Annotated in this window: 19 protein-coding genes; 5 read left to right on the forward strand and 14 right to left on the reverse strand. The window is 69.9% G+C overall.

The window, feature by feature from the left end; all coding sequences use genetic code 11:
* Positions 1 to 64: 64 nt before the first annotated feature.
* Positions 65 to 589 carry a flavodoxin gene (locus IE209_RS15495; protein ID WP_189687851.1) on the reverse strand — a complete coding sequence of 175 codons (525 nt, stop codon included), beginning with the start codon at positions 587 to 589 and terminating at the stop codon, positions 65 to 67.
* A 122-nt stretch (positions 590 to 711) separates the two neighbouring features.
* Between IE209_RS15495 and IE209_RS15500 the strand changes: the two genes are divergently transcribed.
* Entirely contained in the window at positions 712 to 1,629 is a 918-nt protein-coding gene (locus IE209_RS15500; protein ID WP_189687852.1) for a universal stress protein, read from the forward strand.
* Between the two features lie 160 nt (positions 1,630 to 1,789).
* Here IE209_RS15500 and IE209_RS15505 read toward each other — a convergent pair whose 3' ends face one another.
* From IE209_RS15505 to IE209_RS15525, 5 genes are all read right to left on the reverse strand, one after another.
* Positions 1,790 to 4,285 (reverse strand): cation-translocating P-type ATPase, encoded by a 2,496-nt coding sequence (locus tag IE209_RS15505; protein WP_189687853.1) that lies wholly within the window; start codon positions 4,283 to 4,285, stop codon positions 1,790 to 1,792.
* Positions 4,286 to 4,324: 39 nt separating this feature from the next.
* Entirely contained in the window at positions 4,325 to 5,677 is a 1,353-nt protein-coding gene (locus tag IE209_RS15510; RefSeq protein ID WP_189687854.1) for an MBL fold metallo-hydrolase RNA specificity domain-containing protein, read from the reverse strand.
* A 20-nt stretch (positions 5,678 to 5,697) separates the two neighbouring features.
* Positions 5,698 to 6,519 (reverse strand): universal stress protein, encoded by an 822-nt coding sequence (locus IE209_RS15515; RefSeq protein WP_189687855.1) that lies wholly within the window; start codon positions 6,517 to 6,519, stop codon positions 5,698 to 5,700.
* Positions 6,520 to 6,720: 201 nt separating this feature from the next.
* Entirely contained in the window at positions 6,721 to 8,424 is a 1,704-nt protein-coding gene (locus IE209_RS34340; protein WP_308433182.1) for a methyl-accepting chemotaxis protein, read from the reverse strand.
* A gap of 198 nt (positions 8,425 to 8,622) precedes the next feature.
* On the reverse strand, positions 8,623 to 9,696 hold the full coding sequence (locus IE209_RS15525; RefSeq protein WP_189687857.1) for a substrate-binding domain-containing protein: 1,074 nt from the start codon (positions 9,694 to 9,696) through the stop codon (positions 8,623 to 8,625).
* 184 nt (positions 9,697 to 9,880) lie between these two features.
* Between IE209_RS15525 and IE209_RS15530 the strand changes: the two genes are divergently transcribed.
* Positions 9,881 to 12,208, forward strand: coding sequence for an FdhF/YdeP family oxidoreductase (locus tag IE209_RS15530; protein WP_189687858.1), 2,328 nt, complete (start codon positions 9,881 to 9,883; stop codon positions 12,206 to 12,208).
* Positions 12,208 to 12,471 (forward strand): hypothetical protein, encoded by a 264-nt coding sequence (locus IE209_RS15535; RefSeq protein WP_189687859.1) that lies wholly within the window; start codon positions 12,208 to 12,210, stop codon positions 12,469 to 12,471. The genes IE209_RS15530 and IE209_RS15535 overlap by 1 nt, the downstream gene beginning before the upstream one ends.
* Here the strand turns inward: IE209_RS15535 and IE209_RS15540 are convergent.
* The 3 genes from IE209_RS15540 to IE209_RS15550 are packed head-to-tail and all read right to left on the reverse strand — an operon-like array spanning position 12,452 to position 17,129.
* Positions 12,452 to 13,507 (reverse strand): 2-oxoacid:ferredoxin oxidoreductase subunit beta, encoded by a 1,056-nt coding sequence (locus tag IE209_RS15540; protein WP_189687860.1) that lies wholly within the window; start codon positions 13,505 to 13,507, stop codon positions 12,452 to 12,454. The two genes, IE209_RS15535 and IE209_RS15540, sit on opposite strands and share 20 nt — an antisense overlap.
* Positions 13,504 to 15,327, reverse strand: a complete 1,824-nt coding sequence (locus IE209_RS15545) for a 2-oxoacid:acceptor oxidoreductase subunit alpha (RefSeq protein ID WP_189687861.1) — start codon at positions 15,325 to 15,327, stop codon at positions 13,504 to 13,506. The genes IE209_RS15540 and IE209_RS15545 overlap by 4 nt, the downstream gene beginning before the upstream one ends.
* On the reverse strand, positions 15,324 to 17,129 hold the full coding sequence (locus tag IE209_RS15550; protein WP_189687862.1) for an FAD-dependent oxidoreductase: 1,806 nt from the start codon (positions 17,127 to 17,129) through the stop codon (positions 15,324 to 15,326). Before IE209_RS15550 ends, IE209_RS15545 begins: the two co-directional genes overlap by 4 nt.
* 214 nt (positions 17,130 to 17,343) lie before the next feature.
* Between IE209_RS15550 and IE209_RS15555 the strand changes: the two genes are divergently transcribed.
* Both IE209_RS15555 and IE209_RS15560 read left to right on the forward strand, forming a co-directional pair.
* Positions 17,344 to 17,856, forward strand: coding sequence for a putative pterin-binding protein (locus IE209_RS15555; RefSeq protein WP_189687863.1), 513 nt, complete (start codon positions 17,344 to 17,346; stop codon positions 17,854 to 17,856).
* A gap of 52 nt (positions 17,857 to 17,908) precedes the next feature.
* Positions 17,909 to 20,929: a hybrid sensor histidine kinase/response regulator gene (locus tag IE209_RS15560; protein WP_189687864.1), complete on the forward strand. Its 3,021-nt coding sequence runs from the start codon at positions 17,909 to 17,911 to the stop codon at positions 20,927 to 20,929.
* Here the strand turns inward: IE209_RS15560 and IE209_RS15565 are convergent.
* From IE209_RS15565 to IE209_RS15580, 5 genes are all read right to left on the reverse strand, one after another.
* On the reverse strand, positions 20,926 to 21,405 hold the full coding sequence (locus IE209_RS15565) for a VOC family protein (protein WP_189687865.1): 480 nt from the start codon (positions 21,403 to 21,405) through the stop codon (positions 20,926 to 20,928). The genes IE209_RS15560 and IE209_RS15565 overlap by 4 nt on opposite strands.
* Positions 21,402 to 22,457 (reverse strand): biotin synthase BioB, encoded by a 1,056-nt coding sequence (bioB, locus tag IE209_RS15570; protein ID WP_189687866.1) that lies wholly within the window; start codon positions 22,455 to 22,457, stop codon positions 21,402 to 21,404. Before bioB ends, IE209_RS15565 begins: the two co-directional genes overlap by 4 nt.
* Before the next feature lie 290 nt (positions 22,458 to 22,747).
* A complete protein-coding gene (locus tag IE209_RS15575; protein ID WP_189687867.1) occupies positions 22,748 to 24,796 on the reverse strand; it encodes an acetyl-CoA carboxylase biotin carboxylase subunit in 2,049 nt (682 codons plus the stop codon).
* Positions 24,789 to 24,911, reverse strand: a complete 123-nt coding sequence (locus IE209_RS34215) for a hypothetical protein (RefSeq protein WP_268245965.1) — start codon at positions 24,909 to 24,911, stop codon at positions 24,789 to 24,791. Before IE209_RS34215 ends, IE209_RS15575 begins: the two co-directional genes overlap by 8 nt.
* A 16-nt stretch (positions 24,912 to 24,927) precedes the next feature.
* The gene (locus tag IE209_RS15580) at positions 24,928 to 26,460 is read right to left on the reverse strand and encodes an acyl-CoA carboxylase subunit beta (RefSeq protein ID WP_189687868.1); all 1,533 of its coding nucleotides are present in this window, start codon (positions 26,458 to 26,460) and stop codon (positions 24,928 to 24,930) included.
* Positions 26,461 to 26,469 lie beyond the last annotated feature (9 nt).

Raw genomic sequence — 26,469 nt, forward strand, 5'->3', positions numbered from 1 at the left:
GGCCATGATCAGCCCACCAGGCCGGCGGGACTGCGCCGCGCGATCCGGCGCGCGTCACACGGCCTCAGGCAGCCTGCGGCGAGAGTTCCGCCGGCCGCTGCGGACCGGGTTCACCCTGGCCCACGATGGCTTCGGCGATGCCGCTCAACCGGCCTGCACACGAGCCGTCCTGGACCTCCGCCGTCGTGAAGGCCGCGCTGAGCAGCGGTGCGCGGCCGAACATGTGCTCGATCTCGGCATCGGCGCGCGCCGCACCGCGGCGCCCCATCACCGAGAGCAGCGCATAGTGACGCGTGCGCGATGCCATGCGCGCCACGAAGCTCCGCATGGGGCTGGCCGCTCGCCCCGCCCAGATCGGAAAGACGAGCACGACCGCACCGAAGTCGTCGACTGCCGGCCCGTCGTAACGGATCTGCGGATGGCGGTGCAACGCGGAATCGAGCAGGCAGCGCACCAGTCCGCGCCAACCGGCGCGGCCCGACGCTTCGCTGATTTCCCCCATGGGCCAACCGCGCTCCGCGCAGAGGCGCTGGGCCAGGAGCCGGCTGCTGCCGGTATTTGAATAGACCACGACCAGCACGCTGCGCATCGCTTTGCTCCTGTACCAATGGTCCGAGCAACTGTAGGCTGCACGGCGCGCACTGGTTTGCGCTGCGTCAAATGCGGTACCGACAAGCCTGCCACCATCGGACGGCATCGAAGGAGAGCACCATGCCCACACTCGCCCCCGCCATCGACGCCAACGCGCGCGAAGCCCTTGCGCCGACCGATGGCGCTGCTCCCACGGCCACGCTGGGCTCCTGCAAGGCGCAGAAGAGGCTGCGCCGCATCCTCGTGCACATCGACGATGCGTCGAGCGCCGTGCTTCGCCTCGTCAGCGCCCGGACCTTGGCGGGAGTGTTCGACGCAGGGCTGCTGGCCTGCTACTGCACGACGCCCAGTGCGAAGTGGCACGCGCTGGAGGTCGGCCTCACCCTGCGCGGGATCGACCGCTGCGACGAAGAAGACTACGCCAGAGGCCGGGCGGCCTATGACGCCTTCGCCCAGACCTGCGAGCGGCTTTCGGATGTGGACTGGCTCGACCTGTGCGGGGAACCTGAACAGGCGTTCGAACGCGAAGCGCTGTACGCAGACTACCTCGTGCTGCAACGACCTGACCGGTTGAACCATGTGGCTGGCGTCTCCGCGTCGTTCGTTGACCATGTGCTGGTCCGGTCCGGGAGGCCGGCCGTCGTGCTGCCACCGCGTGGCGTGCTCCGTCAGATGCCCCGCACGGTGGCGATCGCCTGGACCGAGTCGCCGGCGGCAGCCCGCGCGCTGGCCAGTGCCATGCCGCTGCTTCGTGAAGCAAGGAACGTACACATCATCGGATGCGGTGAAGGGGCTTATTCCTCGGTCGCCGGCCTTGCCGCGCGGCTCGAAGCGCGGGGATCGGTGCCGCGCTCCCACATCCTGGAGGATGCCGGGTCGGATCTGGGAATTCCCCTGCTCAACTGCGCGGCCAGGCTGGGTGCCGATCTGCTGGTCATGGGGTGCTTCGGGCACAGCCAGACCAGGGAGCGTGTCCTGGGCGGTGCCTCGCGCACTGCGCTGGACCGCGCTCCGATGCCCTTGCTGGTGGCCCACTGAGCCCCGCCCAGGGTTCGCCAGCCCTCACGACGCAAGCGCTCGCCAGCCCCGTGACGCCCGGCAGCGGACTGGATGCGCGCAGCCTTGCCGTGCTCGACCGTTTCGGTGCGCTCGGGCGCCTCGATCGACCGGAGCAATTCGCACGGATGGCGCCGGCCCGTCAGCGGATCACCCGCTTGGTGGCTCGGCCCCGGTGCCGCCACAGACGCCAGATGGCCCAGCCGGTGGGCAGGAGGATCCAGGCGGACCAGGGCCAGGGAACCGTGGCCAGCTCGAACACCGCCGCCACGGCTGGGACGGATGTCAGTGCACTCCAGACCAGACAGACGGCCACCAGCAGCACGTCGAAGGCGGTGTTGGCTGCCGCCCGGTGCGCGCCCTGTCGCCGAAACCACACCAGCAGTGCCAAGTTGCCGACGACGATGGAACCCAGGCTGGCGGTGCGCAGAGCGGCTTCGGTCGCGCCGCTGTGGTGGCCGAGCCATTGCACCAGCCCCGCGCCCACGAGCACCAACGCGCCCAGGCCCACCGCCTGGCCCACGGCCGCCAGGGAGAACAGCGCTTCCCGGCGCGGGCGGGGTGGGACCTCCATGCTGTCGCGCGCTGGCGGCTCGGATTCGAATACCAGCGAGCAGGCAGGGTCGATGAGCAACTCCAGCAACACGACTTGCAGCGGAAGCAGCAATGCCGGGCCGCCGAACACCACGGGAACCAGCGCCACACCCACGATCGGCACGTGCACGGCGAACAGGTAGCCCAATGCCCGGCGCAGGTTGGCAAAGATGCGCCGGCCTGCACGGACTGCCTCGACCAGGGAGGCGAAGTTGTCGTCCAGCAGCACCAGCGACGATGCCTCGCGGGCCACATCGGTCCCGCGCTGCCCCATCGCCACACCGATGTCCGCAGCCCTGAGCGCCGGCGCATCGTTGACGCCGTCGCCGGTCATGGCCACGACCTCTCCGCGCGCCTGCAGCGCGCGCACGATCCTGAGCTTCTGGTCGGGGTCGACACGCGCAAAGACACTGACGTCTCCGACACAGCGCCGCAGCGCCGCCGCGTCCATCCGGGCCAGCTCCCGTCCCGTCACGGCCTTCACCTCGCCGCACTCGGCAAGGCCCGCCTGCCGCGCGATGGCGGCCGCGGTCAGCGGCGAATCCCCGGTGATCATCACCACCCGGACACCGGCTCGCCGGCATTGCGCGATGGCAGCCGGAACCTCGTCGCGCAATGGGTCCGCGAATCCGAGCAGCCCCAAGGCGCTGAGCTGCACGTCGGCGGGGAGTGCGGCCTCGTGGCCAGGGCCCGATCCGGTGCCACGCGCGACGGCCAGCACGCGCATCCCTTGTTCGGCCCAGCGGCTCGCCAGCGCACGGAGGTCCTCTGCCAGCACCGGCGTGGCTGCGCACAAGGCGAGCACGGCCTCCGGCGCGCCCTTCACCGCCACGACCTGCCGCGCCTGCCCAGGCGCATGCCACCAATGCACGACGTAGGGCTCGCCCGTCCGGATACCGCGGTGCTCACCGGCCTGCCAACCCGGTCCGAGAGCGACGCCGGCCGCCCGCGCCATGGCACGGATGGCTTCGTCCATGGGCTCGAATCCATCCATGCGGCTGGCAAGCAGCGCCGACGACACCAGGCCGTGCAGACCTTGCGGCGGCATGCCGCTGTCCGACACGCGCCACTGCGCATGGCCGTCGCCCAGCGCGACCAGCGCCATGCGGTTGCGGGTGAGCGTTCCCGTCTTGTCCACGCACAGGACGCTGGTCGTGCCGAGTGCCTCGATGGCTTGCGGCTGCCGGGTCAGCACCTTGGCCTGCGCCAGACGCCAGCTTCCCAGGGCCAGCATGACGCTCCAGACGACCGCGAACTCCTCGGGAATGAGCGCCATGGCCAGCGTCAAGCCGACCAGCAGGCCTTGCGCCCAGGATCCGTCACGGGCAGCGTAGGCGACGGACGCCGCGACGCAGGTGATGGCGGCCAGCAGCGCGACCCGCCGAACCAGGCGCTGGAGTTCCTGTTGCAGGCGGCTGGAGCGCGGCTCCAGTCGGGCCAAGGTCCGGTGGATGGCACCAAGCGCGGTTGCCATCCCGGTCTGCGTCACCCGCGCCGCGCCCTCGCCGCGCACCACGAGGCTGCCGGCATGGAGTTGACCGGCCTCGCCCGGGTCGCCGGGGATCTTGGTGACTGGCGTGGACTCGCCGGTGCGCTCCGACTCGTCCACCTGCAGCCCTGAGGCCTCCAGGATGCAGGCATCCGCCGAGAGACGATCGCCCTCGTGCACGAGCAGGTGGTCGCCCCGCACCAGTTCGCGGCTGGCCACCCGCAAGACCCTGCCGTCGCGCACGACCAGACTGCGCGGGCTCGACAGCACCTTGAGGGCCTCCAGGACCCGCTCGGTCCGCTGCTCCTGATAGACCGACAGGCCCGCGACCGCAAGCACGGAGACGAGGAGCATCCCCGCATCGCGCGCGTTTCCCAAGAGCGCGTAGAGCGCCGCGGCAGCCATGAGCAACACGAACATGGGCTGCGTCAGGGCGCGCCAGCTGATTTCCAGCAGACCGCGGTGCGACAAGGAGGGCAGAACGTTGGGCCCGTCCCGGCGCAATCGCGCCGCAGCTTCGGCGTCGCTCAGTCCTCGCACGGGAGCCGTGGCCACGATGGCGGGGCGGAAGCGGTCAGGACCTGCAGCGGCCCATCACAGCTCGCGCGATTCCAGGTAGTCAGGCACCGTGCACGGCCAGCCATAGCGCTCCTCGATGGCCAGCCGCAGCGCATCGGCCGCGACCGGATCGCCGTGCGTGACGAAAACGCGGCGCGGTTTGCCCTGCGCACCGAGCCAGGTCAGCAACTGCTCGCGATCGGCGTGCGCGGAAAGTGACTCGAGGTTGGCGACCTCTGCCCGCACCGGAACGTAGGCGCCGTGGATCTTGATGGCCTGCGCACCGGCGATCATGGCCGCGCCGCGCGTTCCCGCCGCCTGAAATCCCGTGAAAAGAATGGTGTTCCTGGCGTCGGGCGCATACGCCTTGAGATGGTGCAGAACACGACCGCCGGTCGCCATGCCGCTGGCGGAGACGATGATGGACGGAAAGCGCAACTCGTTGAGCCGGCGTGACTCTTCGACGCTGCTCACGATGACCGTCTGGCGCTGCATCGCGGAACACTGCTCCGGACTGAGGCGGTGTTCCGCGGCGTGGCGCTGGTACAGCCGCGTCGCGTCCGCTGCCATCGGGCTGTTCAGGTACACGGGCATCTCGGGGATGCGCCGTGCCTGTTTGAGCAACTGGATGGCGTGCAGCAAGGTCTGGGCGCGGCCGACGGCGAAGGCCGGGACCACGACCACGCCCCCGCGCGCGGCCGTTCGGTTGATGACCGCGGCCAGCTCGTCCAAGGGGTCCGATCCCGGATGCATGCGATCGCCGTAGGTGGATTCGATGACCACGTAGTCGGCTGGCTCGGCGGGCTCCGGCGCGCGCATGAGCAGGTCGTCGTCGCGTCCCAGGTCGCCCGAGAACAGGATGCTCGTTCCGCCGCATCGCACACGGACGCTTGCCGCGCCGAGGATGTGGCCGGCCCGGCCCAGGCGCCAGCTCCAGCCATCCCATGGTGCGCACTCGCGGCCGGAGGGAACGTCCTTGAAGTGCTTGAGCGCCGCGATGGCCTCCCGTTCGGAATACAAGGGCAGAGCGGGCTGGTGCTTGGACTTCTCGTGGCGGTTCAGGTACTCGGCGTCTTCGTCCTGCAATCGGCCGGAATCCGGTAGCAGCAACTCGCACAGTTCCCGCGTCGCCGGGGTGGCATGCACCGTCCCCGTGAAGCCCAGGCGGACAAGCCGGGGCACGAAGCCGCTGTGGTCCAGGTGCGCGTGCGTCAGCAGCACGGCATCGATGCTCGCTGCTGCGACGGGAAACGCGGCCCAGTTGCGCAGCCGCAGTTGCTTGAGACCTTGGAACAGGCCGCAGTCGACCAGCAGTCGACGTCCGGCGTGCGTCAGGAGGTACTTGGAGCCGGTCACCGTGCCTGTGCCGCCCAGAAAGTCGATGCGCATCGCGGTCTCCTGTGCGCCGCTCAGTGCGACATCAGCACCGGCAGCGTCATGCTGTCCAGGACGGTCCGCGTCGCCCCGCCCAGCACCCACTCCCGCGTGCGGCTGTGGCCGTAGCAGCCCATCACGAGCAGATCCGCGCTGGTGTCGGCCGCGAGCGAAAGAAGCTGGTTGCCGACCTGGTCGTCCCGACTGCCCGCATGCAGGTGCACATCGCCAACCCCATGGGCACGCAGAAACGCGCGCAGCCGTTCGAGCGGCTGCTGCGCATCCTCCCCGTAGGCCACGGCTTGCACGCTGGATGCGGTGCGCAGCCACGGCAGCGCGGCGGTGACGGCCCGGGCGCTCTCCCGGCTTTCATTCCATGCCACGAGCACGCGCTTGCCGATCGGGCCGATGCTGCCGGCGTAGGGAAGGACCAGCGCAGGGCGCCCGCTTTGCAACAGCACGGTCGGCAAGAAATCCGCTGGAAGCAGATGGTCCATGGGATCGCTGCGGTCGCGCTGCCCCAGCAGCATCAGATCGGCGTAGAACGCGTGCCGGGAGAAATCCCAGGGTGACGTGTTGTCCGCTTCGATCCAGTGCAGGCGCGGCGACCCCGCGCCTTCGGTGCTGAACAAGCGGAAAAGGCGGTCCCGGCTGGCTTCTTGTGCCTGGCGCATGGCTTCCACGGCCTGTGTCCCCGCGCCGATCGTGAAGGGGTAGCGCATGAGCTCGGACATCGCGCATGGCCGGCAGGTGACGTCGGCATCCAGGGCTTCGGCCAGGACGCGCGCACAGCGGATACGCTCCGCCGTGCGCGCCGTCGCGTCCAGATGAAGAAGGATGGTACGGGGTGCATGCATCGCAAGGCTCTCGGGTCGTTGGTGACCGCCACCTTAGAGCGTTTCACGGCGGTGACCTTGCGTTGCGTCAAGGTGCGCTCGCGTGGGCGCTCGCGGGCGAAGGCGACCAGCGCCGTGCCCTGTGGCGCTGGTCCGGCGCCGCGTCGAGGCAGACGGGACGCCTGCCTGGGCCAGGCCACTGCCCGGCGAAGCAAACGAGCTTCAGTCCGATGCCGCGGCGGCATCCGCCTCGGCTGCGGGCAGCTGGCGCGCGCCCACCGGCGGCCGGGCCGGCCGCGCGGCGCCGAGCGAGGGCTCCCTGCGCGGCGCGGGCACCGGAGCCGCGAGGCGCGCTGCCGGCTGCGCCGGGGCCCCGCCGATGCGGAACACCGCCACGGCATCGATCAGCTGCGACGCCTGGTTCCTGAGGCTGTCGGCGGCAGCCGCCATCTCCTCGACCAGCGCGGCGTTCTGCTGCGTCACGCGGTCCAGTTGCTGGACCGCCTCGCCCACCTGGCCGATGCCGGCGCTCTGCTCGTGGCTCGCGGCACTGATCTCGGCGATGAGGTCGTTCACGCGGCGCACCTCGGAGACGATGTCCTGCATCGAACTGCCCGCCTGCGAGACCAGTCGGGTGCCGCTCTGCACCTGCGTGCTGCTCTGCGCGATGAGTTCCTTGATCTCCTTGGCCGCCTCGGCGCTGCGCTGGGCCAGGCTGCGCACCTCGCCGGCGACGACGGCGAAGCCGCGGCCCTGCTCGCCGGCACGGGCCGCTTCCACCGCCGCGTTCAGCGCGAGGATGTTGGTCTGGAAGGCGATGCCGTCGATCACGCCGATGATGTCGGCGACCTTGGCCGAGGACTGGGCGATGCCCTCCATGGTCGCCACCACGTCGGCCACCACGCGCCCGCCGGCCTGGGCGGTCGACGAGGCGGCCTGGGCCAGCTGCGCGGCCTGCTGCGCGGTCTCGGAGTTCTGCTTGACGGTGGCGGTCAGCTGCTCCATGGACGCGGCGGTTTCCTCCAGGCTGCTGGCCTGCTCCTCGGTGCGCTGGCTGAGGTCGGCGTTGCCGCTGGCGATCTGGGTCGAGCCGGTGGCGATGGAGTCGGAACTGTCGCGCACCTGGGACACGATGGACGCCAGCCTGCCGTTCATCTCGCGCAGCGCGGCCAGCAGCATGCCGGTCTCGTCCTGGCTGTCGACGCGGATCACGGACGTGAGATCGCCCCGGGCCACGGTTTGCGCGACGGCCACCGCCTGCTCCAGCGGGCGGACGATGGAACGCGTCAGCACGAAGGCCAGCAGCGCGCCCAGGCCCACGGCCAGCACGAGGATGCCGATGACCTGCGTGCGGGCCGCAGCGAAGGTGCTTTGCGAACGCTCGAACGCGGCGACGCCGCCGGCGGCCTGGTAGTCGACCGTCTTGTCGAGGGCGGCGACCAAGACGGTGTAGGCCTTGCCGCTGTCGGTCATGTAGGCCCGGCGTGCGGCTTCCGCGCTTTCCGCGCCGTCGCGCGAAGCCTTGAAGGTACGCGGTACGGCGTCCAGATACGCGCCCAGGGCCTCGTGCACGCTGTTCGCCAGCGCGCGCTCTTCAGGGTCGCCGACGTTGCGTTCGTAGTTCGTCCAGGCCGCTTCGAGGTCCGTCCTGGCGCTGTCGGCCGTGTCTTCCTGGGCCTTGAGGTCGGCCATGGTCGAGGCCGAGAGGTGGGCCCCTTCCGCGCTGCGGATGCGCGCCAGGCCCTTGCGGTAATGGTCCAGCGCGTTCATCGAGGCCAGCCAGTTCTCCGACATGTCGCGCGTCGCGTCGTTGACGGTGCCCAGATGGCGCAGCGCGAGAACACCGACGAGGATGGAGAGCAGCAGAACGATGGAAAAGCCGGCGGTCAGCCGCGGCCCGATGTGCAGGCGAGACAGGAGTTTCACGATGAAGAGCAGCGAGGGACGAAGACAGCCAGGCACGCCGCTTGCGCGCTGCATGCCGGCCGGGGGAGCCGGCTTGTCGCCCCGTAGGGGGCCATCCCGCAGGGGGACACCGGTCTGCGGGCGGGATTCTTCCATGCGCAACGGCGCACGGCAGCCGCGGTCCAGCGCTTCCGTCGCGCCCCCGGCGCACTTCGTCGGTCAACCCAGCATGGGATAGACCTGGGTCAGCGGCGTCACCCGGCCCGCGGCCGCAGGGTCGTAGCCCGGCAACGCCGCCAGCACCTGCCGGAACGCCGGATCGCGCAGCGCCTGCAGCACGGCCTGCAGCGCGGGCGTGGCCATCGCGTCGGCGCGGCACAGCAGGAAGTAGCGCTCGGTCGCGATCGGCACGAAGTCGAGCTTGAACTGGCGCGCGGGCGGTTCCAGCCCGAAGCCCGCATCGGCCATGCCGCTGGCCACGTGCGCAGCCACGGCGGCGTGGGTGTACTCGCCCTGCTCGAAGCCGGCGATGGCGGTCGCTGCCACGTGCTGGGCCGCGAGCAACTGCTCCAGCAGGAAGCGCGTGCCCGAGCCCGGCTGGCGGTTGATGAAGCGCACGCCCGGGCGCGCCAGGTCGGCCAGCGCGAACAGCTCCTTGGGGTTGCCGGCCCGCACCATGAGGCCCTGTCGGCGCACGGCGATGTCCACCAGCTGCAGGTCCAGCCCGCGCAGCCAGCGCAGGTAGTGCGCCAGCGCCGCGGGCTCCACCGGCCCGATGGGAATGTGCAGGCCTGCCACGTCGCAATCGCCATCGCGCAGCGCCGCGGCAGCGGCCGAACTGCTGGCGTAGGAGAACGCGATCTGCGATCCGTCGCCCGCCAGGCGCTCGCGCAGCCGCTCGATGGCAAAGCCATGGCTGGCATGGATGCGCAGCGCCGCCGGCACCTCTTGCAGCACGCTGCGCAACTCCTCGGCCAGCTCGGACGACAAGGTCTGCAACACCGGGCGCAGCCGCGCATGGATGCGCCGGTCGGCCCAGGCGATGCGCGCGCCGAGCTCGGTCAAGGTCGAGCCCTTGCCGCGCTCCATCCGCATCAGCGGCGCCTGGAACAGCGCCTCGCCCTGGCGCACCAGCGCCCAGGCATGGCGGTACGACAGGTCCAGCACGCGCGCCGCGCTCTGCAGGCTGCCCGTCTCCGACACCTGGACCAGCAGCTCGATCAGGCGCGCCGGCAACTGTGCGCCCTGCGCATCCTGGATGGTCCAGACCGGAACGATGGAAACCTGCTTCATGCCTGCTTTGCCCTTTATGAGATGGAGTTCCTATGCACCGGCGGTCGCGCCTCATATTGCCGCACGCGGCGTTCGGAGCGAGGATGCACGCCCGTGGCGATGGCCCCCCGCATTGTCTTGCCCGTGGCACGGGCCCTGACCGCCGTGCCCCGCCGAATCCTTCCACCGAGGCCGCACCGACACCGTGAACGAACAGAAGATCGCGTTCTACCCAGGCCCCGCGGGCGGCTGGGGTGCACTCAACAGCGTGAAGAACGCGCTGCTGCGCCAGGACATTCCGATCAAGGGCGCCAGGACGCTGCTGTCGGCCAACCAGCCCGACGGCTTCGACTGCCCGGGCTGCGCCTGGCCCGACCGCAACCACACCTCGACCTTCGAGTTCTGCGAAAACGGCGTGAAGGCCGTGGCCGCCGAGGCCACGGCCCGGCGTGCCGGGCCCGAACTGTTCGCGCGCCACACCGTGGCCGAACTGCTGCAGCAGAGTGACTTCTGGCTGGAGGACCAGGGCCGGCTCACGCACCCCATGGTCTACGAGGCCGCGAGCGACAGGTACCGGCCCATCGCCTGGGACGAGGCCTTCGCGCTGATCGCACGCCACCTCCACGCCCTGCCCGACCCCGACCAGGCCATCTTCTACACCTCGGGCCGGGCCAGCAACGAGGCCGCCTTTCTGTACCAGCTGTTCGTGCGCGAGTACGGCACGAACAACTTCCCCGACTGCTCCAACATGTGCCACGAGCCCAGCGGCAGTGCCATGAAGCCGCAGATCGGCGTGGGCAAGGGCACGGTGACCCTGGACGATTTCGAGCAGGCCGACGCGATCTTCATCTTCGGCCAGAACCCGGGCACCAACCACCCGCGCATGCTGGGCGAGCTGCGCGCGGCCTCCAGGCGCGGCGCGCGCATCGTGAGCTTCAACCCGCTGCGCGAGCGCGGGCTCGAGCGCTTCCAGGACCCGCAGAGCAAGATCGAGATGGCAACGCTGGGCTCCACGCCCATCAGCTCGCACTACTTCCAGCTGCAAAGCGGCGGCGACCTGGCGGCCGTCAAGGGCATGCTCAAGCGGCTCATCGAGCGCCAGGACGCCGGCGAGGACGTGCTGGACCAGCGCTTCGTCGCCGAGCACACCGTCGGCTTCGAGGCCCTGGCCACCGACGTGCGGGCCGAGCACTGGGACGCGATCGTGCAGGAGTCCGGCCTCACGCTGGCGCAGATCCACCAGGCCGCCGACGTCTACATCGCGGCCCGGAACGCGATCTTCTGCTGGGGCATGGGCATCACCCAGCACCAGCACTCCGTGGCCACGATCCAGATGATGGGCAACCTGCTGCTGGCGCGTGGCAATGTGGGCCGGCCCGGTGCCGGGTTCTGCCCCGTGCGCGGCCACAGCAATGTGCAGGGCGACCGCACCATGGGCATCTGGGAGAAGCCGCCGGCCGCACTGCTCGACCGGCTGGGCCAGGTGTTCCAGTTCGAGCCGCCGCGCAGGAACGGGGGCGACACGGTGCAGGCGATCCAGGCCATGCTCGAGGGCAAGGGCAAGGTGTTCTTCGCGCTGGGCGGCAACTTCGCGGCGGCCACGCCCGACACCCACGCCACCTGGCGCGCGCTGCGCCAGTGCGCGCTCACCGTGCACGTGGCCACCAAGCTCAACCGCAGCCATGTGGTGCACGGCCGGGAGGCGCTGATCCTGCCCTGCCTGGGCCGCACCGAGATCGACATGCAGGCCGCGGGCCCGCAGGGCGTGACCGTGGAGGACTCGATGGGCATGGTGCACATCTCCAAAGGCATCAACCCGCCGGCCAGCGAACAGCTGCTGTCCGAGCCGGCCATCGTGGCGCGCCTGGCGGACGCCACGCTCGCCGGACGCAGCCGCACGCCCTGGCTCTGGCTGGTGGAAGACTACGCGCGCATCCGCGACAAGATCGAAGCCGTGTTCGACGACTTCAAGGACTTCAATGCGCGCGTGGCGCACCCGGGTGGCTTCCGCCTGCGCAACACGGCCAGCGAGCGGGTCTGGAACACGCCCAGCGGCAAGGCCACGTTCTTCGCGCACGCCGTGCCACGCGACACGCCCGTGCACCGTGCCCGCCGGCGCGAGAAGGCACTGGACACCATCGTCTTCTCGCTGCTGACCACGCGCTCGCACGACCAGTACAACACCACCATCTACGGCATGGACGACCGCTACCGCGGCGTGTTCGGCCAGCGCCGCGTGGTCTTCATCCACGCCGAGGACATCCGCGCGCTGGGCCTGCAGGACGGCGACCGGGTCGACATCCACACCATCTGGGACGATGGTCAGGAACGCCGGGCCGATCGGTTCAAGCTCGTGGCCTACGACATCCCGCGCGGCACGCTCGCGGCCTACTACCCGGAGACCAACCCTCTGGTGCCACTGTCGGCCACGGCCATCGCGGCCGGCACGCCAACCTCCAAGGCCATCCCGGTGCGGTTGACGCCACATGCACCGGCCGACGCAGTGCAGCCGGCCGGGTCGGCCAGCGTGTGATGGACCATGGCGCACCGCTGGCCCTGCGCATCCTGCAGGAACTGGCCACGGCGCCGGCCGAGGGCGGCATGTCGCTGCCGCGCCTGGGCAAGCGCCTGGGCCTGGGCGCCAGCGTGCTGATGCGCGAACTCGCGGGGATGGGCGATGCCGCCATCGGCGGCGTGCGCGGCCCGGGCTGGGCGCGCGTGGAGCAGCTGGACGGGCGCTGGGTCGCCCACATCACGCCCGCGGGGCGGGAACGGCTCAGCGCAGGGCCGCGTTGATCCGGTCCAGCGCCCTGGCGCCGGGGCACAGTTCGGGCGCGTCGAGCCGGTTCAGGGGCGTCTGGCTGGTCTGCAACATGGCGTGCAGGTCCTCGGCCTCGCGGTCCACGTAGAGCAAGCCAGTCAGCAACTCGCCACGCGCCTGCTGCGCGACCACATGCTGCAGGGCCGCGGCCCGGTCGCCCGGGTCGTGGTCCTCGCGCAGCTTGCGCAGGCGCAGCAGCGAACCGTCGGCCTGCGGCAGCGTGAGCAGTTCGCCGGGCGCCGGCTCGGCCTGGATCTCGTCGGCCAGCCGGATGAAGTCGATGCGGTTCACGGCCTCGTTGTGGCCGCGCACGTAGTCGTAGCTCTTGGTGCTGCCGGCATGGTTGTTGAAGGCCACGCAGGGGCTCACCACGTCGATGAAGGCCGCGCCACGGTGGCCGATGGCGCCGCGGATCAGCGGCACCAGCTGCGCCTTGTCGCCCGAGAAGCCGCGCGCCACGTAGCTCGCGCCCAGCTGCAGCGCCAGGCCCACGAGGTCGATCGGGCTGTCGTGGTTGACCGCCCCCTTCTTGCTCCTGGAGCCCTGGTCGGCCGTGGCCGAGAACTGGCCCTTGGTCAGGCCGTAGACGCCGTTGTTCTCGACGATGTAGACCATGTTCACGCCGCGCCGCATGGCGTGCGCGAACTGGCCCAGGCCGATCGAGGCCGAATCGCCGTCGCCCGACACGCCCAGGTACAGCAGCTCGCGGTTGGCCAGCTGCGCGCCGGTCAGCACCGAAGGCATGCGGCCGTGCACGGTGTTGAAGCCGTGCGAGGCGCCGAGGAAATAGTCCGGCGTCTTGGAGCTGCAGCCGATGCCCGAGAGCTTGGCCACGCGGTGCGGCTGTACGTCCAGCTCCCAGCAGGCCTGGATGATGGCGGCCGAGATCGAGTCGTGGCCGCAGCCGGCGCACAGCGTGGAGATCTTGCCCTCGTAGTCGCGCCGCGTGTAGCCGACCCGGTTCTTCGCGAGCGAGGGGTGGTGGACCTTGGGTTTGGCCAGGTAGGTCATGCAGCGGTCTCCGGCTGGCGTTGCAGGGCCGAGGTGATGGCGCGGGCGATGAAGCGCGCCGTGATGGGCGTGCCGTCGAAATGCAGCACGCGCACCAGGCGTGCCGGGTCGGCATCGAGTTCGTTGACGAGCAGGCTGCGCATCTGGGCGTCGCGGTTCTGCTCCACCACGAACACGCGTTCGTGCGCGGCGATGAAGCGGCGGACCGAGGCCGGGAACGGGAAGGCGCGCAGGCGCATGGCGTCCACGTGCACGCCGGCTGCGGCCAGTTGCTGCAAGGCCTCGTCCATGGCCGGACTGGTGGAGCCGAAGTACAGGACGCCCAGCGGTGTGGCCTGCGCGGCCGCGCGCTCCACGGGCGCGGGCACGAGGTCGGCAGCGGTGGCGAACTTGCGCAGTAGCCGTTCGACGTTGTAGATGTAGTCCGGCCCGCGCTCGGAGTAGCGCGCGTAGGCGTCGCGCGTGGTGCCGCGCGTGAAGTAGGCGCCGCGGCTTTCGTGCGTGCCGGGCAGGGTGCGCCAGGGGATGCCGTCGCCGTCCACGTCCTTGTAGCGGCCGAAGTCGCGGCCGGCCTCCAGCATCTCGGCCGTCATGAGCTTGCCGCGGTCGTAGCCCCTGCCCTCCTCCCACTGGAAGGGCTCGCACAGGCGCTGGTTCATGCCGATGTCCAGGTCGGTCATCACGAACACGGGTGTCTGCAGCCGGTCGGCCAGGTCCAGCGCGGCGGCGGCATGTTCGAAGCACTCGCGCGGGTCTTCGGGAAACAGCAGCACGTGCTTGGTGTCGCCGTGCGAGGCGTAGGCGCAGGCCAGGATGTCGGCCTGCTGCGTGCGCGTGGGCATGCCCGTGGACGGTCCGCCGCGCTGCACGTTGACGATGGTCACGGGGATCTCGGCGAAGTAGGCCAGGCCGATGAACTCGGTCATCAGCGAAACGCCGGGGCCCGAGGTAGCCGTGAACGCACGCGCGCCGTTCCAGCCCGCGCCCACCACCATGCCGATGGAGGCGATCTCGTCCTCGGCCTGCACGATGGCGTAGCGGCGCTCGCCGGTCTCCTTGTCTTCGCGGAACTTCGTGCAGTAGGACTGGAAGGCCTCGGCCACCGAGGACGATGGCGTGATCGGGTACCAAGCCGCCACCGTGGCGCCGCCGTACACGCAGCCCAGCGCCGCGGCGCTGTTGCCGTCCACGAAGATGCGCTGGCCCACTGCGTCGGCCCGGCGCACGCGGATGGGCAGCGGCGCCTGCAGGTGCTCCTGCGCGAAGTCGCGGCCCAGGTGCAGCGCGCGCACGTTGGAGGCCAAGAGCTTCTCCTTGCCCTTGTACTGCTCGCCGAACAGGTCGACGATGACCTCGGCATCGATGTCCAGCAGCACCGACAGCGCGCCCACGTAGATGATGTTCTTGAACAGCTGGCGCTGGCGCGGATCGCTGTAGACCGCGTTGGCGATCTCGGTCAGCGGCATGCCGATGACCGTGATGTCGCTGCGCAGCTGCGCGGGCGGCACGGGCCGCGTGCTGTCGTAGAACAGGTAGCCGCCGGGCTCGATCTCGGCCAGGTCCTCGGCCCAGGTCTGCGGGTTCATGGCCACCATCATGTCGATGCCGCCGCGCCGGCCCAGGTGGCCGGCCTCGCTGACGCGCACCTCGTACCAGGTTGGCAGGCCCTGGATGTTGCTCGGGAAGATGTTGCGCGGGCTCACCGGCACGCCCATGCGCAGGATGGACTTGGCGAACAGTTCGTTGGCCGAGGCCGAGCCCGAACCGTTGACGTTGGCGAACTTGACGACGAAGTCGTTGACGGCGCTGATCGGGGTCATGCGTGCGCTCCCTGGCACGCGCCTGCCTGCGCGGTCTTGAACAGGAACTTCTGCATGTCCCAGGCGCCCGTGGGGCAGCGCTCGGCGCACAGGCCGCAGTGCAGGCACAGGTCCTCGTCCTTGGCCATCACGCGGCCGGTCTTGAGCGGGTCGGAGACGTAGAGGTCCTGGTCCGGGTGCAGGGCCGGCGCCTTCAGGCGCTGGCGCAGCTCGGCCTCCTCGCCGGGCGCCGTGAAGCTGATGCAGTCCATGGGGCAGATGTCCATGCAGGCGTCGCACTCGATGCAGGCTTCCTGCGCGAAGACGGTCTGCACGTCGCAATTGAGGCAGCGCTGGGCCTCCTTGAAGGCGGTGGCGGCGTCGAAGCCCAGCTCCACCTCCACGCGGATGCTGGCCAGCGCGACCTCGGCCTGCGCCCAGGGCACCTTGAAGCGCGCCTCGGGCGCCACGGCGTTGTCGTAGCTCCACTCGTGGATGCCCATCTTGGTGGACGCCAGGTTGCTGGTGGGCGCCGGCCGGGCCTGCACATCCTGGCCCTGCAGAAAGCGGTCGATGGAGATGGCGGCCTCGTGGCCATGGGCGACGGCCGTGATGATGTTCTTGGGGCCGAAGGCCGCGTCGCCGCCGAAGAACACCCGGGGCAGCGAGGACTGGAAGGTTAGCGCGTCCAGCACGGGCAGGCCGTTCTCGTGGAAGGCGATGCCGCAGCCGCGCTCGATCCAGGGGAAGGCGTTTTCCTGGCCGACCGCGATCAGCACCTCGTCGCAGGGCAGCAGCACCTCGGGCTCACCTGTCGGCACGAGCTGGCGGCGGCCGCGCGCGTCGAGCTCGGCGCGCACGATCTGAAAGCGCATGCCCGTGAGCCGTCCGCCCTCGTGCACGAAGGCCACGGGCACGTGCCAGTTCAGGATCGGGATGCCCTCGTGCTGCGCGTCCTCCTTCTCCCAGGGCGAGGCCTTCATCTCGTCGAAACCGCTGCGCACCACGACCTTGACGTCCTCGCCGCCCAGGCGCCGTGCCGAGCGGCAGCAGTCCATGGCCGTGTTGCCGCCGCCCAGCACCAGCACGCGCCGGCCCGTGCGCGTGACGTGGCCGAACGAGACCGAGGCCAGCCAGTCGATGCCGATGTGGATGTGGGCCTTGGCCTCTTGCCGGCCCGGCAGGTCGAGGTCGCGCCCGCGCGGCGCGCCGCAGCCCACGAACACCGCGTCGAAGTCCTGTGCCAGCAGGCCGGCCATGGAGTCCACGCGCTCGCCACCGCGGAATGCCACGCCCAGGTCCAGCACGTAGCCGGTCTCCTCGTCGATGACCTCTTCGGGCAGCCGAAAGCGCGGGATCTGCGTGCGGATGAAACCGCCGGCCTTGGCCTCGCCGTCGAACACCGTCACGTCGTAGCCCAAGGGGGCCAGGTCGCGCGCCACGGTCAGTGCGGCCGGGCCGGCGCCGATGCAGGCCACGCGCTTGCCGTTGCGCGGCGCGCGCTGCGGCATGCGCCCGCGCACCTCGCCTTTCATGTCGGCCGCCACCCGCTTCAGGCGGCAGATCGCCACCGGTTCAGGCTGCGCCTGGCTGGCCTCTTCGACGCGGCCGCGCCGGCAGGCCGGCTCGCAGGGCCGGTCGCAGGTGCGGCCCAGAATGCCGGGAAACACGTTGGACACCCAGTTGACCATGTAGGCATCGGCGTAGCGGCCCTGGCCGATCAGGCGGATGTACTCGGGAACGGGGGTGTGGGCGGGGCAGGCCCATTGGCAGTCGACGACTTTGTGGAAATAAGACGGACTGGCTACTTGCGTTGGCTGCAATCTTTGTCTCCTTGCCCAGCGGTGCCGGTGGCCCACTGGTCAGACCAGTCTACGCGCGGGGGCGGCGCCGAGCCTACGGTGAATCCCGCACCCGTGGCGCCTGCGCAAACGCACGTCTGGCGCGCCAATTCATCCGGGTATTCGCTATAGTTGTGCGCAGTAACGCCTTGAAACGTCCGGGCGCTGCCGCCCCCCTCTTCTGCACGAGGTTGCCATGACCCTGCCCCTGGCCAAGCTGCTCCGCCTGTCCGTGCTCCTGCTGGCCTGGCTGGCGCCGGGCTGGGCCGCCGCACTGGACAAACCCTCGGGCGAGGTGGTGCTGACCATCAGCGGCAAGGTCGGCCAGCCCAATGCCGGCCAGCGCGCGGTGTTCGACATGGCCATGCTGGAGAAGCTGCCCCAGCACAGCTTCTCGACCAGCACTCCCTGGCATGCCGGCCCCACCCGCTTCACCGGCCCGCTGCTGCGCGACGTGCTGGCCGCCGCGGGCGCCAACGGCACCAAGCTCGTGGCCGTGGCGCTCAACGACTACAAGACCGACATTCCGTTCACCGACGCGGCCCGCTACGAGGTGATCGTGGCCCGGCTGCTCAACGACAAGCCCATGCCGGTGCGCGAGAAGGGACCGCTGTTCATCGTCTATCCCTTCGACAGCAAGGCCGAGCTCAAGGCCGAGACCTTCTACAACCGTTCGGCATGGCAGCTGCACCAGTTGCAGGTGCAGTGACGCCGCCGAACGCTCCAGCGACGACCGGGCGCCGCCCGGCCAGCCCCTTCGCATGCCGCGCAGCCAACGCCTCCTGCGCCTGTTGATCGCCAGCCTGGTGCTGGTCTACATCGCCATCGGCGTGCTGCAGTACCGGCAGTACCGGGCGCTGGACGACGTGATGCGCCGCGGCGACATCAATGCGCTGTGGACCTTCGCGCAGCTCAATGTCGAATACGAGCGTTTCGACCACGCGCTGAATGCGCACCTGCTGGATGCGGCCGCCATGCCGCACAGCCAGCTGCAGCTGCGCTACGACGTGTTCATCAGCCGCGTGGGCGCGGTCGACAAGGGCACGGCCTACCAGCTCATGCGCGACGATCCCGCCTACCAGCAAGGCATGGAGGAGCTGCGCCGCTTCATCGCACAGGGCGACCAGGTGCTGGGCCCGGGCGCCGCGCAGAGCCAGCCACGGGCGGCGCTGGAGACGCTGCGCGAGCAGTACATGGCGATCCGCACGCCGGTGCGCGACATGTCCTTGGCCGCCACCCAGTCCTCGGGCGAGCTGACCGACCAGCGCAACCGCGAGGTGCAGGCCCAGACCTTGCAGACCGGCGTCCTGACGGCCTTCCAGTGCGTGCTGACGCTGCTGCTGGCCGGCGCCATGGCACGCCAGTTCGCAGCCCGCCAGCGCGCCAGCGCCGAGGCGCTGAAGGCCCAGGGCGAACTGGTGGACTCGCTCAAGCGCAGCGAGGAGGCGCTGGAGGCGCGCGTGCAGGAACGCACGGCCGCGCTGGCCGAGGCCAACGAGAGCCTGCGTGCCCAGGAAGGCGCGCTGCGCCAGGCCCAGGCGCGCGCCGAGCAGGCCTCGCAGATGAAGTCCGATTTCCTGGCCAACATGAGCCACGAGATCCGCACGCCGCTCAACGCCGTGATCGGCATGAGCCACCTGATGCTGCGCGCCGAGCTCACGGCGCGCCAGCGCGACTACGTGCGCAAAACCCAGCGCTCGGGCCAGCACCTGCTGGACCTCATCAACGACATCCTCGACTTCAGCAAGATCGAAGCCGGCAAGCTCGAGGTCGAGAGCGTGGACTTCGACCTGCAGAACGTGCTGGACGGCGTGGCCGACCTGGTCGGCGAGAAGGCCACGGCCAAGGGCCTGGAGCTGGTGTTCGACACCGAGGGCGCGCTGCTGCCGCGCCGGCTGCGCGGCGACCCGCTGCGCCTGGGCCAGATCCTCATCAACTACGCCAGCAACGCCATCAAGTTCACCGAGCAGGGCGAGGTCGTGGTGCGGGTGCGCCACCAGGTGCTGGCCGACGGCGCCGTGCTGCTGCGCGCGGAGGTGCGCGACACCGGCATCGGCATGACCGCCGAGCAGAGCGCTCATCTGTTCCAGTCGTTCCAGCAGGCCGACAGCTCGACCACGCGCAAGCACGGCGGCACCGGACTCGGACTGGCGATCTCCAAACGGCTGGCCGAACTGATGGGCGGCGAAGTCGGCGTGGAAAGCCGCCCGGGCCAGGGCAGCACCTTCTGGTTCACCGCCCGGTTGCTGCCGGCCCAGCAGGCCGACGGCGCGCGCCCGTCCGTTCCCGACCTGCGCGGCCGACCCGTGCTGGTGGTGGACGACAACCCGACGGCGCGCGAGATCCTGGGCAGCATGCTGGAGCAGATGCATTGCAGCGTGGCGCAGGCCGCAGGCGGTGCCGAGGCCCTGGCGCTGGCCCGCGCGGCACAGCAGGCCGGCCAGCCCTTCGCGCTGGCCTTCCTGGACTGGCGCATGCCGGACATGGACGGCATCGCGCTGGCCGAGCAGCTGGCGCGGCTGCCCTCGCCGCCCGCCTGCGTGATCGTGACGGCCCATGGCCGCGAAGAGGTGGCGCAGGACGCGCAGCGCGTCGGCGTGGAGCTGCTGCTGGTCAAGCCGGTCAACACCTCGCTGCTGTTCGAAACCGCGATGCGGGCCCTGGCCGTGGCCCAGCCCGCCGCCGCGCCGGTGCCGCGCGCCGCCCAGCAGGCCGACGCACCGCACCTGGCGCCCCTGCGCGGCGCGCTGGTGCTGCTGGTCGACGACAACGACCTGAACCGCCAGATCGGCACCGAACTGCTGGAGGCCGTGGGCATCCAGGTCGAGGTGGCCGAGGACGGCCGGCAAGCGCTGGACCGGCTGGCCGCCAGGCCCTACGAACTCGTCCTCATGGACATGCAGATGCCGGTCATGGACGGTCTGGAAGCCACGCGCGCGATCCGCCGCGACCCGCGCTGGCAGCAGCTGCCCGTGCTGGCCATGACAGCCAACGCCATGGCCATCGACCGCCAGCGCTGCCTGGAGGCCGGCATGAACAGCCACATCGCCAAGCCGATCGACCCGAACGAGCTCTATGCCCAGCTGCTGCAGTGGCTGCCGCGGCGCGAGCGCGCGGCAGCGCCCGCCGTGGTGGTGGCAGAGCCGCCGCAGGACGCCCTGGCGGCCGACGACGCCCTGCTGCGCATTGCCGGCCTGGACGCCGCCGCCGGCCTGCGCCGCGTGCTGCAGCGGCGCAGCACCTACGACGGCCTGCTGCGTCGCTTCGTCGACGGCCAGGCCGGTGCCGTCGCCACCGCGCGCGCTGCGCTGGCCGCGGGCGACCGCACGCAGGCGCAGCGCCTGCTGCACACCCTGAAGGGAACGGCGGCCACCATCGGTGCCGGCCCGCTGGCCCAGGCTGCGCAGGCGGCCGAAACGGTCCTGGGCCAGCCACTGCGGGATGCGACCGAGGAAGAACGGCTGCTCGCCGCGTGCGAGGCGCTGTGCGGCCCGCTCGTGGCGGCGCTGCGCCAGGCGCTGGCGGCCCCGCAAGAAGCCTGCACCCCAGCCACAGGCCAGGAGCTGGACTGGGCCACCGTGCGTCCGCTCGCAGAGCGTCTGCAGGCCCTGCTGGAGCAGGACGACGCCGATGCCATCGACCTGTTCCAAAGCAATGCCGCGGTGTTGCGCCCCGCCCTGGGGGAACGCTACGACGGCATCGCGAACGCCATCGGCGATTTCGACTTCGGCAGCGCCGCGCAGCAGCTGCGCGATGCGCTGCCTGTTGCGGTGCGGTCTTAAGCGGGCAGCGCCAGCGCTGCCGCCACCTCGGGCGGCGCCTGCACGAGTTCGATCAGCACGCCCTCGCCCGCGATCGGGAAGGCCTCGTTGGCCTTGGGATGCAGGAAGCAGATGTCGTAGCCGGCCGCGCCCTTGCGGATGCCGCCCGGCGCGAAGCGCACGCCCTGGGCCGTGAGCCACTCCACGGCCTTGGGCAGGTCGTCGATCCACAGACCCACATGGTTCAGCGGCGTGGTGTGCACGGCGGGCTTCTTCTCGGGATCCAGCGGCTGCATGAGGTCGACCTCGACCTTGGTCGGGCCGCTGCCGATCGCGCAGATGTCCTCGTCCACGTTCTCGCTCTCGCTGCGGAAGTTGCCGGTGACGGTGAGGCCCAGCATCTCGACCCAGAGTTTTTGCAGCCGCTGCTTGTCGGGGCCGCCGATGGCGATCTGCTGGATGCCCAGCACGCGGAAGGGGCGTTGGGGGGTGCTCATGCGTGTTCTCCTGGTTCGATGGAAACGGCGCGGGTGGCGTAGCCCAGCTTGTCGAGCAGCCGGCGGTCGGCATCCGCATCGGGATTGCCGGTCACGAGCAGCTTGTCGCCGTAGAAGATGGAATTGGCGCCGGCCAGGAAGCACAGCGCCTGCACCGGCTCGCCGAGCTGCTGGCGACCGGCGGACAGGCGCACGCGCGCGGTGGGCATGGTGATGCGCGCGACCGCGATCACGCGCACGAAGTCCAGCGGGTCGATGGGCGGTGCGTCGGCCAGCGGCGTGCCGGGCACGCGCACCAGGCTGTTGATGGGCACCGACTCGGGATAGGGGTCGAGGTTGGCCAGCTGCGCGATGAGCCCCGCGCGGTGCACGGGCGACTCGCCCATGCCCACGATGCCGCCGCAGCACACTTTGACGCCGGCCGCACGCACATGGGCCAGCGTGTCGAGCCGGTCCTGGTAGCTGCGCGTGTCGACGATGTCGGCGTAGTACTCGGGCGCGGTATCCAGGTTGTGGTTGTAGTAGTCCAGCCCCGCGTCGCGCAGGGCCAGGGCCTGGTGCTTCTCCAGCATGCCCAGCGTGGCACAGGATTGCAGGCCCAGGCCCTTCACCGTGCGCACGAGCTCGGCCACCTTCTCGATGTCGCGGTCCTTGGGCGCGCGCCAGGCGGCGCCCATGCAAAAGCGCGTGGCGCCCGCGTCCTTGGCGGCCTGGGCTGCATGGCGCACCTCCTCGACCGACATGAGCTTCTGGGCCTTCACGCCCGTGTCGAACTCGGCCGACTGCGGACAGTAGCCGCAGTTCTCCGGGCAGCCGCCGGTCTTGACCGAGAGCAGCGTGGCCAGCTCGATGTCGCGCGCGGGCCAGTGCGCGCGGTGCACGGTCTGGGCCCGGTACAGCAGTTCGTCGAACGGCAGGTCCAGCAGCGCCTGCACGTCCTCGACGCGCCAGCGCTGAAGTGCCGGCGGTGCCGCCCGGCGGGGTGCTGCGAAGTGCAGGGGCTGCGCCTGCGCGGCCGGAGCGGTGGGGGTCAACAGGGATTCTTGGGGCATCGCGTCCTTCCGGGTTTCAAGGGCATCTGCGGCGATTGTGAAAGGCCCGCGCGGCGCCTGGGAAGCCTGCAGCCGCAGAAAGTCGGCCTCATTTTCGTGCCGCCAACTTCGTCGAAATCCGCAGGAAACATGGCCGACGATGCACGGCGTTGGGCGCTTGTTCACGGCACTTGCGCGCTGCCTTCCTGGCAATGCACCGTTCTGCCGCGAACCTGCGACGAACCGCCGCGAACCCAGGGCGCGGCCGCCCGGCGATGGGCGCAGCTGCGCGCGCCCAAACCGGGCCGGCCTCAGGCGAACTCGACGATGGGCTGGTCCACAGCCAGGCTTTCGCCTTTGGTGGCCAGCACCTTGCCGACCACGCCGTCGGCCGCGGCGAACAGCACGTTCTCCATCTTCATGGCCTCGATCACGGCCACGCGCTCGCCGGCCTGCACCTTCTGGCCCGGTTGCACCGAGACCTCGACCAACAGGCCCGGCATGGGCGAAAGCACGAAGCGGCTCATGTCCGGCGGCGCCTTGTAGGGCATCAGCTGGAACAGCTCGGAGCCGCGCGGCGACAGCACCAGCGCGTCGAGCTGCGTGCCGTTGTGCTGCACGCGGATGGCGAGCGGGTTCTTGGGCGTGCCGCGCTCGACCTGGGCGCTGAAGGGCGTGCCGTTGCTGGTACCGGCCAGGCGGATTGCGCCGAGCCGGCTGCTGCTTTCCAGCGCGTAGCTGCGCGAGCCCACCTCCACGGTGCTGCTGCCGGTCTGGCCTTCGTAGCTGGTCACGCGCACGGGCGTGGCCTTGTGGTGGCCGTCCGCGCCCATGGCCACGACCACGAAGTCCTGGCCGACCTTGACGCCATGGCCGGCCATCTGGCCGCTGATGCCGCTGGCGCGGCCCAGGTAACGCCGGTTGGCGAAGGCCGCCAGCGCGAGCAGGAACTCGGGCTCGTCGTGCGGCACGTCCTCGGCATGGAAGCCATGGCTGTAGTGCTCGGCGATGAAGCCGGTGTTGAAGTCGCCCGCGACGAACTTGGGGTGCGCCAGCAGCGCGGCCTGGAACGGGATGTTGCTGCTGATGCCGCGGATGATGAAGCCATTGAGGGCCTCGCGCATCTTGGCGATCGCCTCGTTGCGGTCGCGGCCGTGCACGATGAGCTTGGCGATCATCGAATCGTAGTACATCGGGATCTCGCCGCCGTCCTGCACGCCGGTGTCCACGCGCACGCCCTGCAGGTGCTCGGTGTCGGCCGAGAACATGGTCTCCTGCGGCGGCGCGAAGCGCACCAGGCGCCCGGTGGACGGCAGGAAGTTGCGGAACGGATCCTCGGCATTGATGCGGCATTCGATGGCCCAGCCGTCGCGCTTGACCTCGGCCTGCGTGAGCGGCAGCTTCTCGCCGGCGGCGACGCGGATCATGAGCTCCACGAGGTCCAGGCCCGTGATGCACTCGGTCACCGGATGCTCCACCTGCAGGCGCGTGTTCATCTCCAGGAAGTAGAAGTCCTGGTTCTTGCCGACCACGAACTCCACCGTGCCCGCGCTCTGGTACTTGACGGCCTTGGCCAGCGCCACGGCCTGCTCGCCCATGGCCTTGCGCGTGGCGTCGCTGATGAAGGGCGACGGCGCCTCTTCGATGACCTTCTGGTGGCGGCGCTGGATCGAGCATTCGCGCTCGTTTAGGTAGATCACATTGCCATGGGCATCGCCCAGTACCTGGATCTCGATGTGGCGCGGCTGCTCGACGAACTTCTCGATGAAGATGCGGTCGTCGCCGAAGCTGTTGCGCGCCTCGTTCTGGCAGGCCGTGAAGCCTTCCAGCGCCTCCTTGTCGTTGAAGGCCACGCGCAGGCCCTTGCCGCCGCCGCCCGCGCTGGCCTTGATCATGACCGGGTAGCCGATGTCCCTGGCGATCTGCACGGCGCGCTCGGCCGATTCGATGGCGTCGTTCCAGCCCGGGATGGTGTTGACCTTGGCTTCGTTGGCCAGCTTCTTGGAGGCGATCTTGTCGCCCATGGCCGCGATGGAGTAGTGCTTGGGGCCGATGAAGGCGATGCCCTCTTCTTCCACGCGCTTGGCGAAGGCCTCGTTCTCCGACAGGAAGCCGTAGCCCGGGTGCACGGCCTCGGCGCCGGTCTGCTTGCAGGCTTCGATGATCTTGTCGGCCAACAGGTAGCTCTCGCGCGAGGGCGCTGGGCCCAGGCGCACGGCCTCGTCGGCCAGCTCCACATGGCGCGCGTCCTTGTCGGCGTCGGAGTAGACGGCGACGGTGGCGATGCCCATCTTCTTCGCGGTCTTGATGACCCGGCAGGCGATTTCGCCGCGGTTGGCAATGAGGATCTTCTTAAACATGGCTGGTCTCCGCGGCGAAATCGCCTGCGCACGCTGCGCGTGCCATGCAATGTGATGAAACGCCCGCTGCGCGGTCGTTTTCGCCGCGGTTGGCAATCAGGATCTTCTTGAACATGTTCCTGTTCTCCGTGTCAAAGGGGGATGTTGCCGTGCTTGCGCCACGGGTTGTCGAGCTTCTTGTCCTTGAGCATGACGAGGCTGCGACAGATGCGCTTCCTCGTCTCGTGCGGCAGGATCACGTCGTCGATGAAGCCGCGTGCGCCGGCCACGAAGGGATTGGCGAAACGCGCCTTGTACTCGGCCTCGCGCGCGGCCAGCTTGGCCGGGTCGCTCTTGTCCTCGCGGAAGATGATCTCCACCGCGCCCTTGGCGCCCATCACCGCGATCTCGGCATTGGGCCAGGCGAAGTTCACGTCGCCGCGCAGGTGCTTGGAACTCATCACGTCGTAGGCGCCGCCGTAGGCCTTGCGCGTGATCACCGTGATCTTGGGCACCGTGCACTCCGCATACGCGTACAGCAGCTTGGCGCCGTGCTTGATGATGCCGCCGTACTCCTGGCTGGTGCCCGGCATGAAGCCCGGCACGTCGACGAAGGTCACAACCGGAATGTTGAAGGCATCGCAGAAGCGCACGAAACGCGCGGCCTTGATCGAGCTCTTGATGTCCAGGCAGCCGGCCAGCACCAGCGGCTGGTTGGCCACGATGCCCACCGTCTGGCCTTCCATGCGCGCAAAGCCCACCACGATGTTCTTGGCGTACTCGGGCTGGATCTCGAAGAAGTCGCCGTCGTCGACGGTCTTCGTGATCAGCTCCTTCATGTCGTAGGGCTTGTTCGGGTTCTCGGGCACCAGCGTATCGAGGCTCATGTCCTGGCGGTCGGCCGGGTCGTTGCTGGGCCGCACGGGCGGCTTCTCGCGGTTGTTGAGCGGCAGGTAGTTGTACAGGCGGCGCAGCATCATGAGCGCCTCCACATCGTTCTCGAAGGCCAGGTCCGCGACGCCCGAGCGCGTGGTGTGCGTGATGCCGCCGCCCAGTTCCTCGGCCGTCACCTCTTCATGGGTGACCGTCTTCACCACCTCGGGGCCGGTCACGAACATGTACGAGCTGTCCTTGACCATGAAGATGAAGTCGGTCATGGCCGGCGAGTACACGGCGCCGCCTGCGCAGGGGCCCATGATCATGCTGATCTGCGGCACCACGCCCGAGGCCATCACGTTGCGCTGGAACACGTCGGCATAGCCGCCCAGCGAGGCCACGCCTTCCTGGATGCGCGCGCCGCCCGAGTCGTTCAGGCCGATCACCGGGGCGCCGACCTTCATGGCCTGGTCCATGACCTTGCAGATCTTCTCGGCATGGGCCTCGGACAGCGCGCCGCCGAACACCGTGAAGTCCTGACTGAACACGAACACCAGGCGGCCGTTGATCATGCCGTAGCCCGTGACCACGCCGTCGCCCGGGATCTTGTTGTCGGCCATGCCGAAGTCCACCGAGCGGTGCTCGACGAACATGTCCCATTCCTCGAAGGTGCCGTCGTCCAGCAGCAGCTCCAGCCGCTCGCGCGCCGTCAGCTTGCCCTTCTTGTGCTGGGCGTCGATGCGCTTTTGCCCACCACCCAGGTGCGCCAGCGCGCGCTTCTTTTCCAGTTGTTCCAGGATGTCCTGCATGTCACTCCT

Origin of the sequence: Pseudorhodoferax aquiterrae (assembly GCF_014652235.1) — a bacterium.
In the GTDB taxonomy this organism is placed as follows: Bacteria; Pseudomonadota; Gammaproteobacteria; order Burkholderiales; family Burkholderiaceae_C; genus Pseudorhodoferax; species Pseudorhodoferax aquiterrae.

Excerpts from the sequence above, each read along its gene's own strand:
- IE209_RS15495 (WP_189687851.1), bottom strand. The coding sequence starts at position 589 with ATGCGCAGCGTGCTGGTCGTGGTCTATTCAAATACCGGCAGCAGCCGG.
- IE209_RS15500 (WP_189687852.1), top strand. The coding sequence starts at position 712 with ATGCCCACACTCGCCCCCGCCATCGACGCCAACGCGCGCGAAGCCCTT.
- IE209_RS15510 (WP_189687854.1), bottom strand. The coding sequence starts at position 5,677 with ATGCGCATCGACTTTCTGGGCGGCACAGGCACGGTGACCGGCTCCAAG.
- IE209_RS15515 (WP_189687855.1), bottom strand. The coding sequence starts at position 6,519 with ATGCATGCACCCCGTACCATCCTTCTTCATCTGGACGCGACGGCGCGC.
- IE209_RS15525 (WP_189687857.1), bottom strand. The coding sequence starts at position 9,696 with ATGAAGCAGGTTTCCATCGTTCCGGTCTGGACCATCCAGGATGCGCAG.
- IE209_RS15535 (WP_189687859.1), top strand. The coding sequence starts at position 12,208 with ATGGACCATGGCGCACCGCTGGCCCTGCGCATCCTGCAGGAACTGGCC.
- IE209_RS15540 (WP_189687860.1), bottom strand. The coding sequence starts at position 13,507 with ATGACCTACCTGGCCAAACCCAAGGTCCACCACCCCTCGCTCGCGAAG.
- IE209_RS15545 (WP_189687861.1), bottom strand. The coding sequence starts at position 15,327 with ATGACCCCGATCAGCGCCGTCAACGACTTCGTCGTCAAGTTCGCCAAC.
- IE209_RS15555 (WP_189687863.1), top strand. The coding sequence starts at position 17,344 with ATGACCCTGCCCCTGGCCAAGCTGCTCCGCCTGTCCGTGCTCCTGCTG.
- IE209_RS15560 (WP_189687864.1), top strand. The coding sequence starts at position 17,909 with ATGCCGCGCAGCCAACGCCTCCTGCGCCTGTTGATCGCCAGCCTGGTG.
- IE209_RS15565 (WP_189687865.1), bottom strand. The coding sequence starts at position 21,405 with ATGAGCACCCCCCAACGCCCCTTCCGCGTGCTGGGCATCCAGCAGATC.
- bioB (WP_189687866.1), bottom strand. The coding sequence starts at position 22,457 with ATGCCCCAAGAATCCCTGTTGACCCCCACCGCTCCGGCCGCGCAGGCG.
- IE209_RS15575 (WP_189687867.1), bottom strand. The coding sequence starts at position 24,796 with ATGTTTAAGAAGATCCTCATTGCCAACCGCGGCGAAATCGCCTGCCGG.
- IE209_RS34215 (WP_268245965.1), bottom strand. The coding sequence starts at position 24,911 with ATGTTCAAGAAGATCCTGATTGCCAACCGCGGCGAAAACGACCGCGCA.
- IE209_RS15580 (WP_189687868.1), bottom strand. The coding sequence starts at position 26,460 with ATGCAGGACATCCTGGAACAACTGGAAAAGAAGCGCGCGCTGGCGCAC.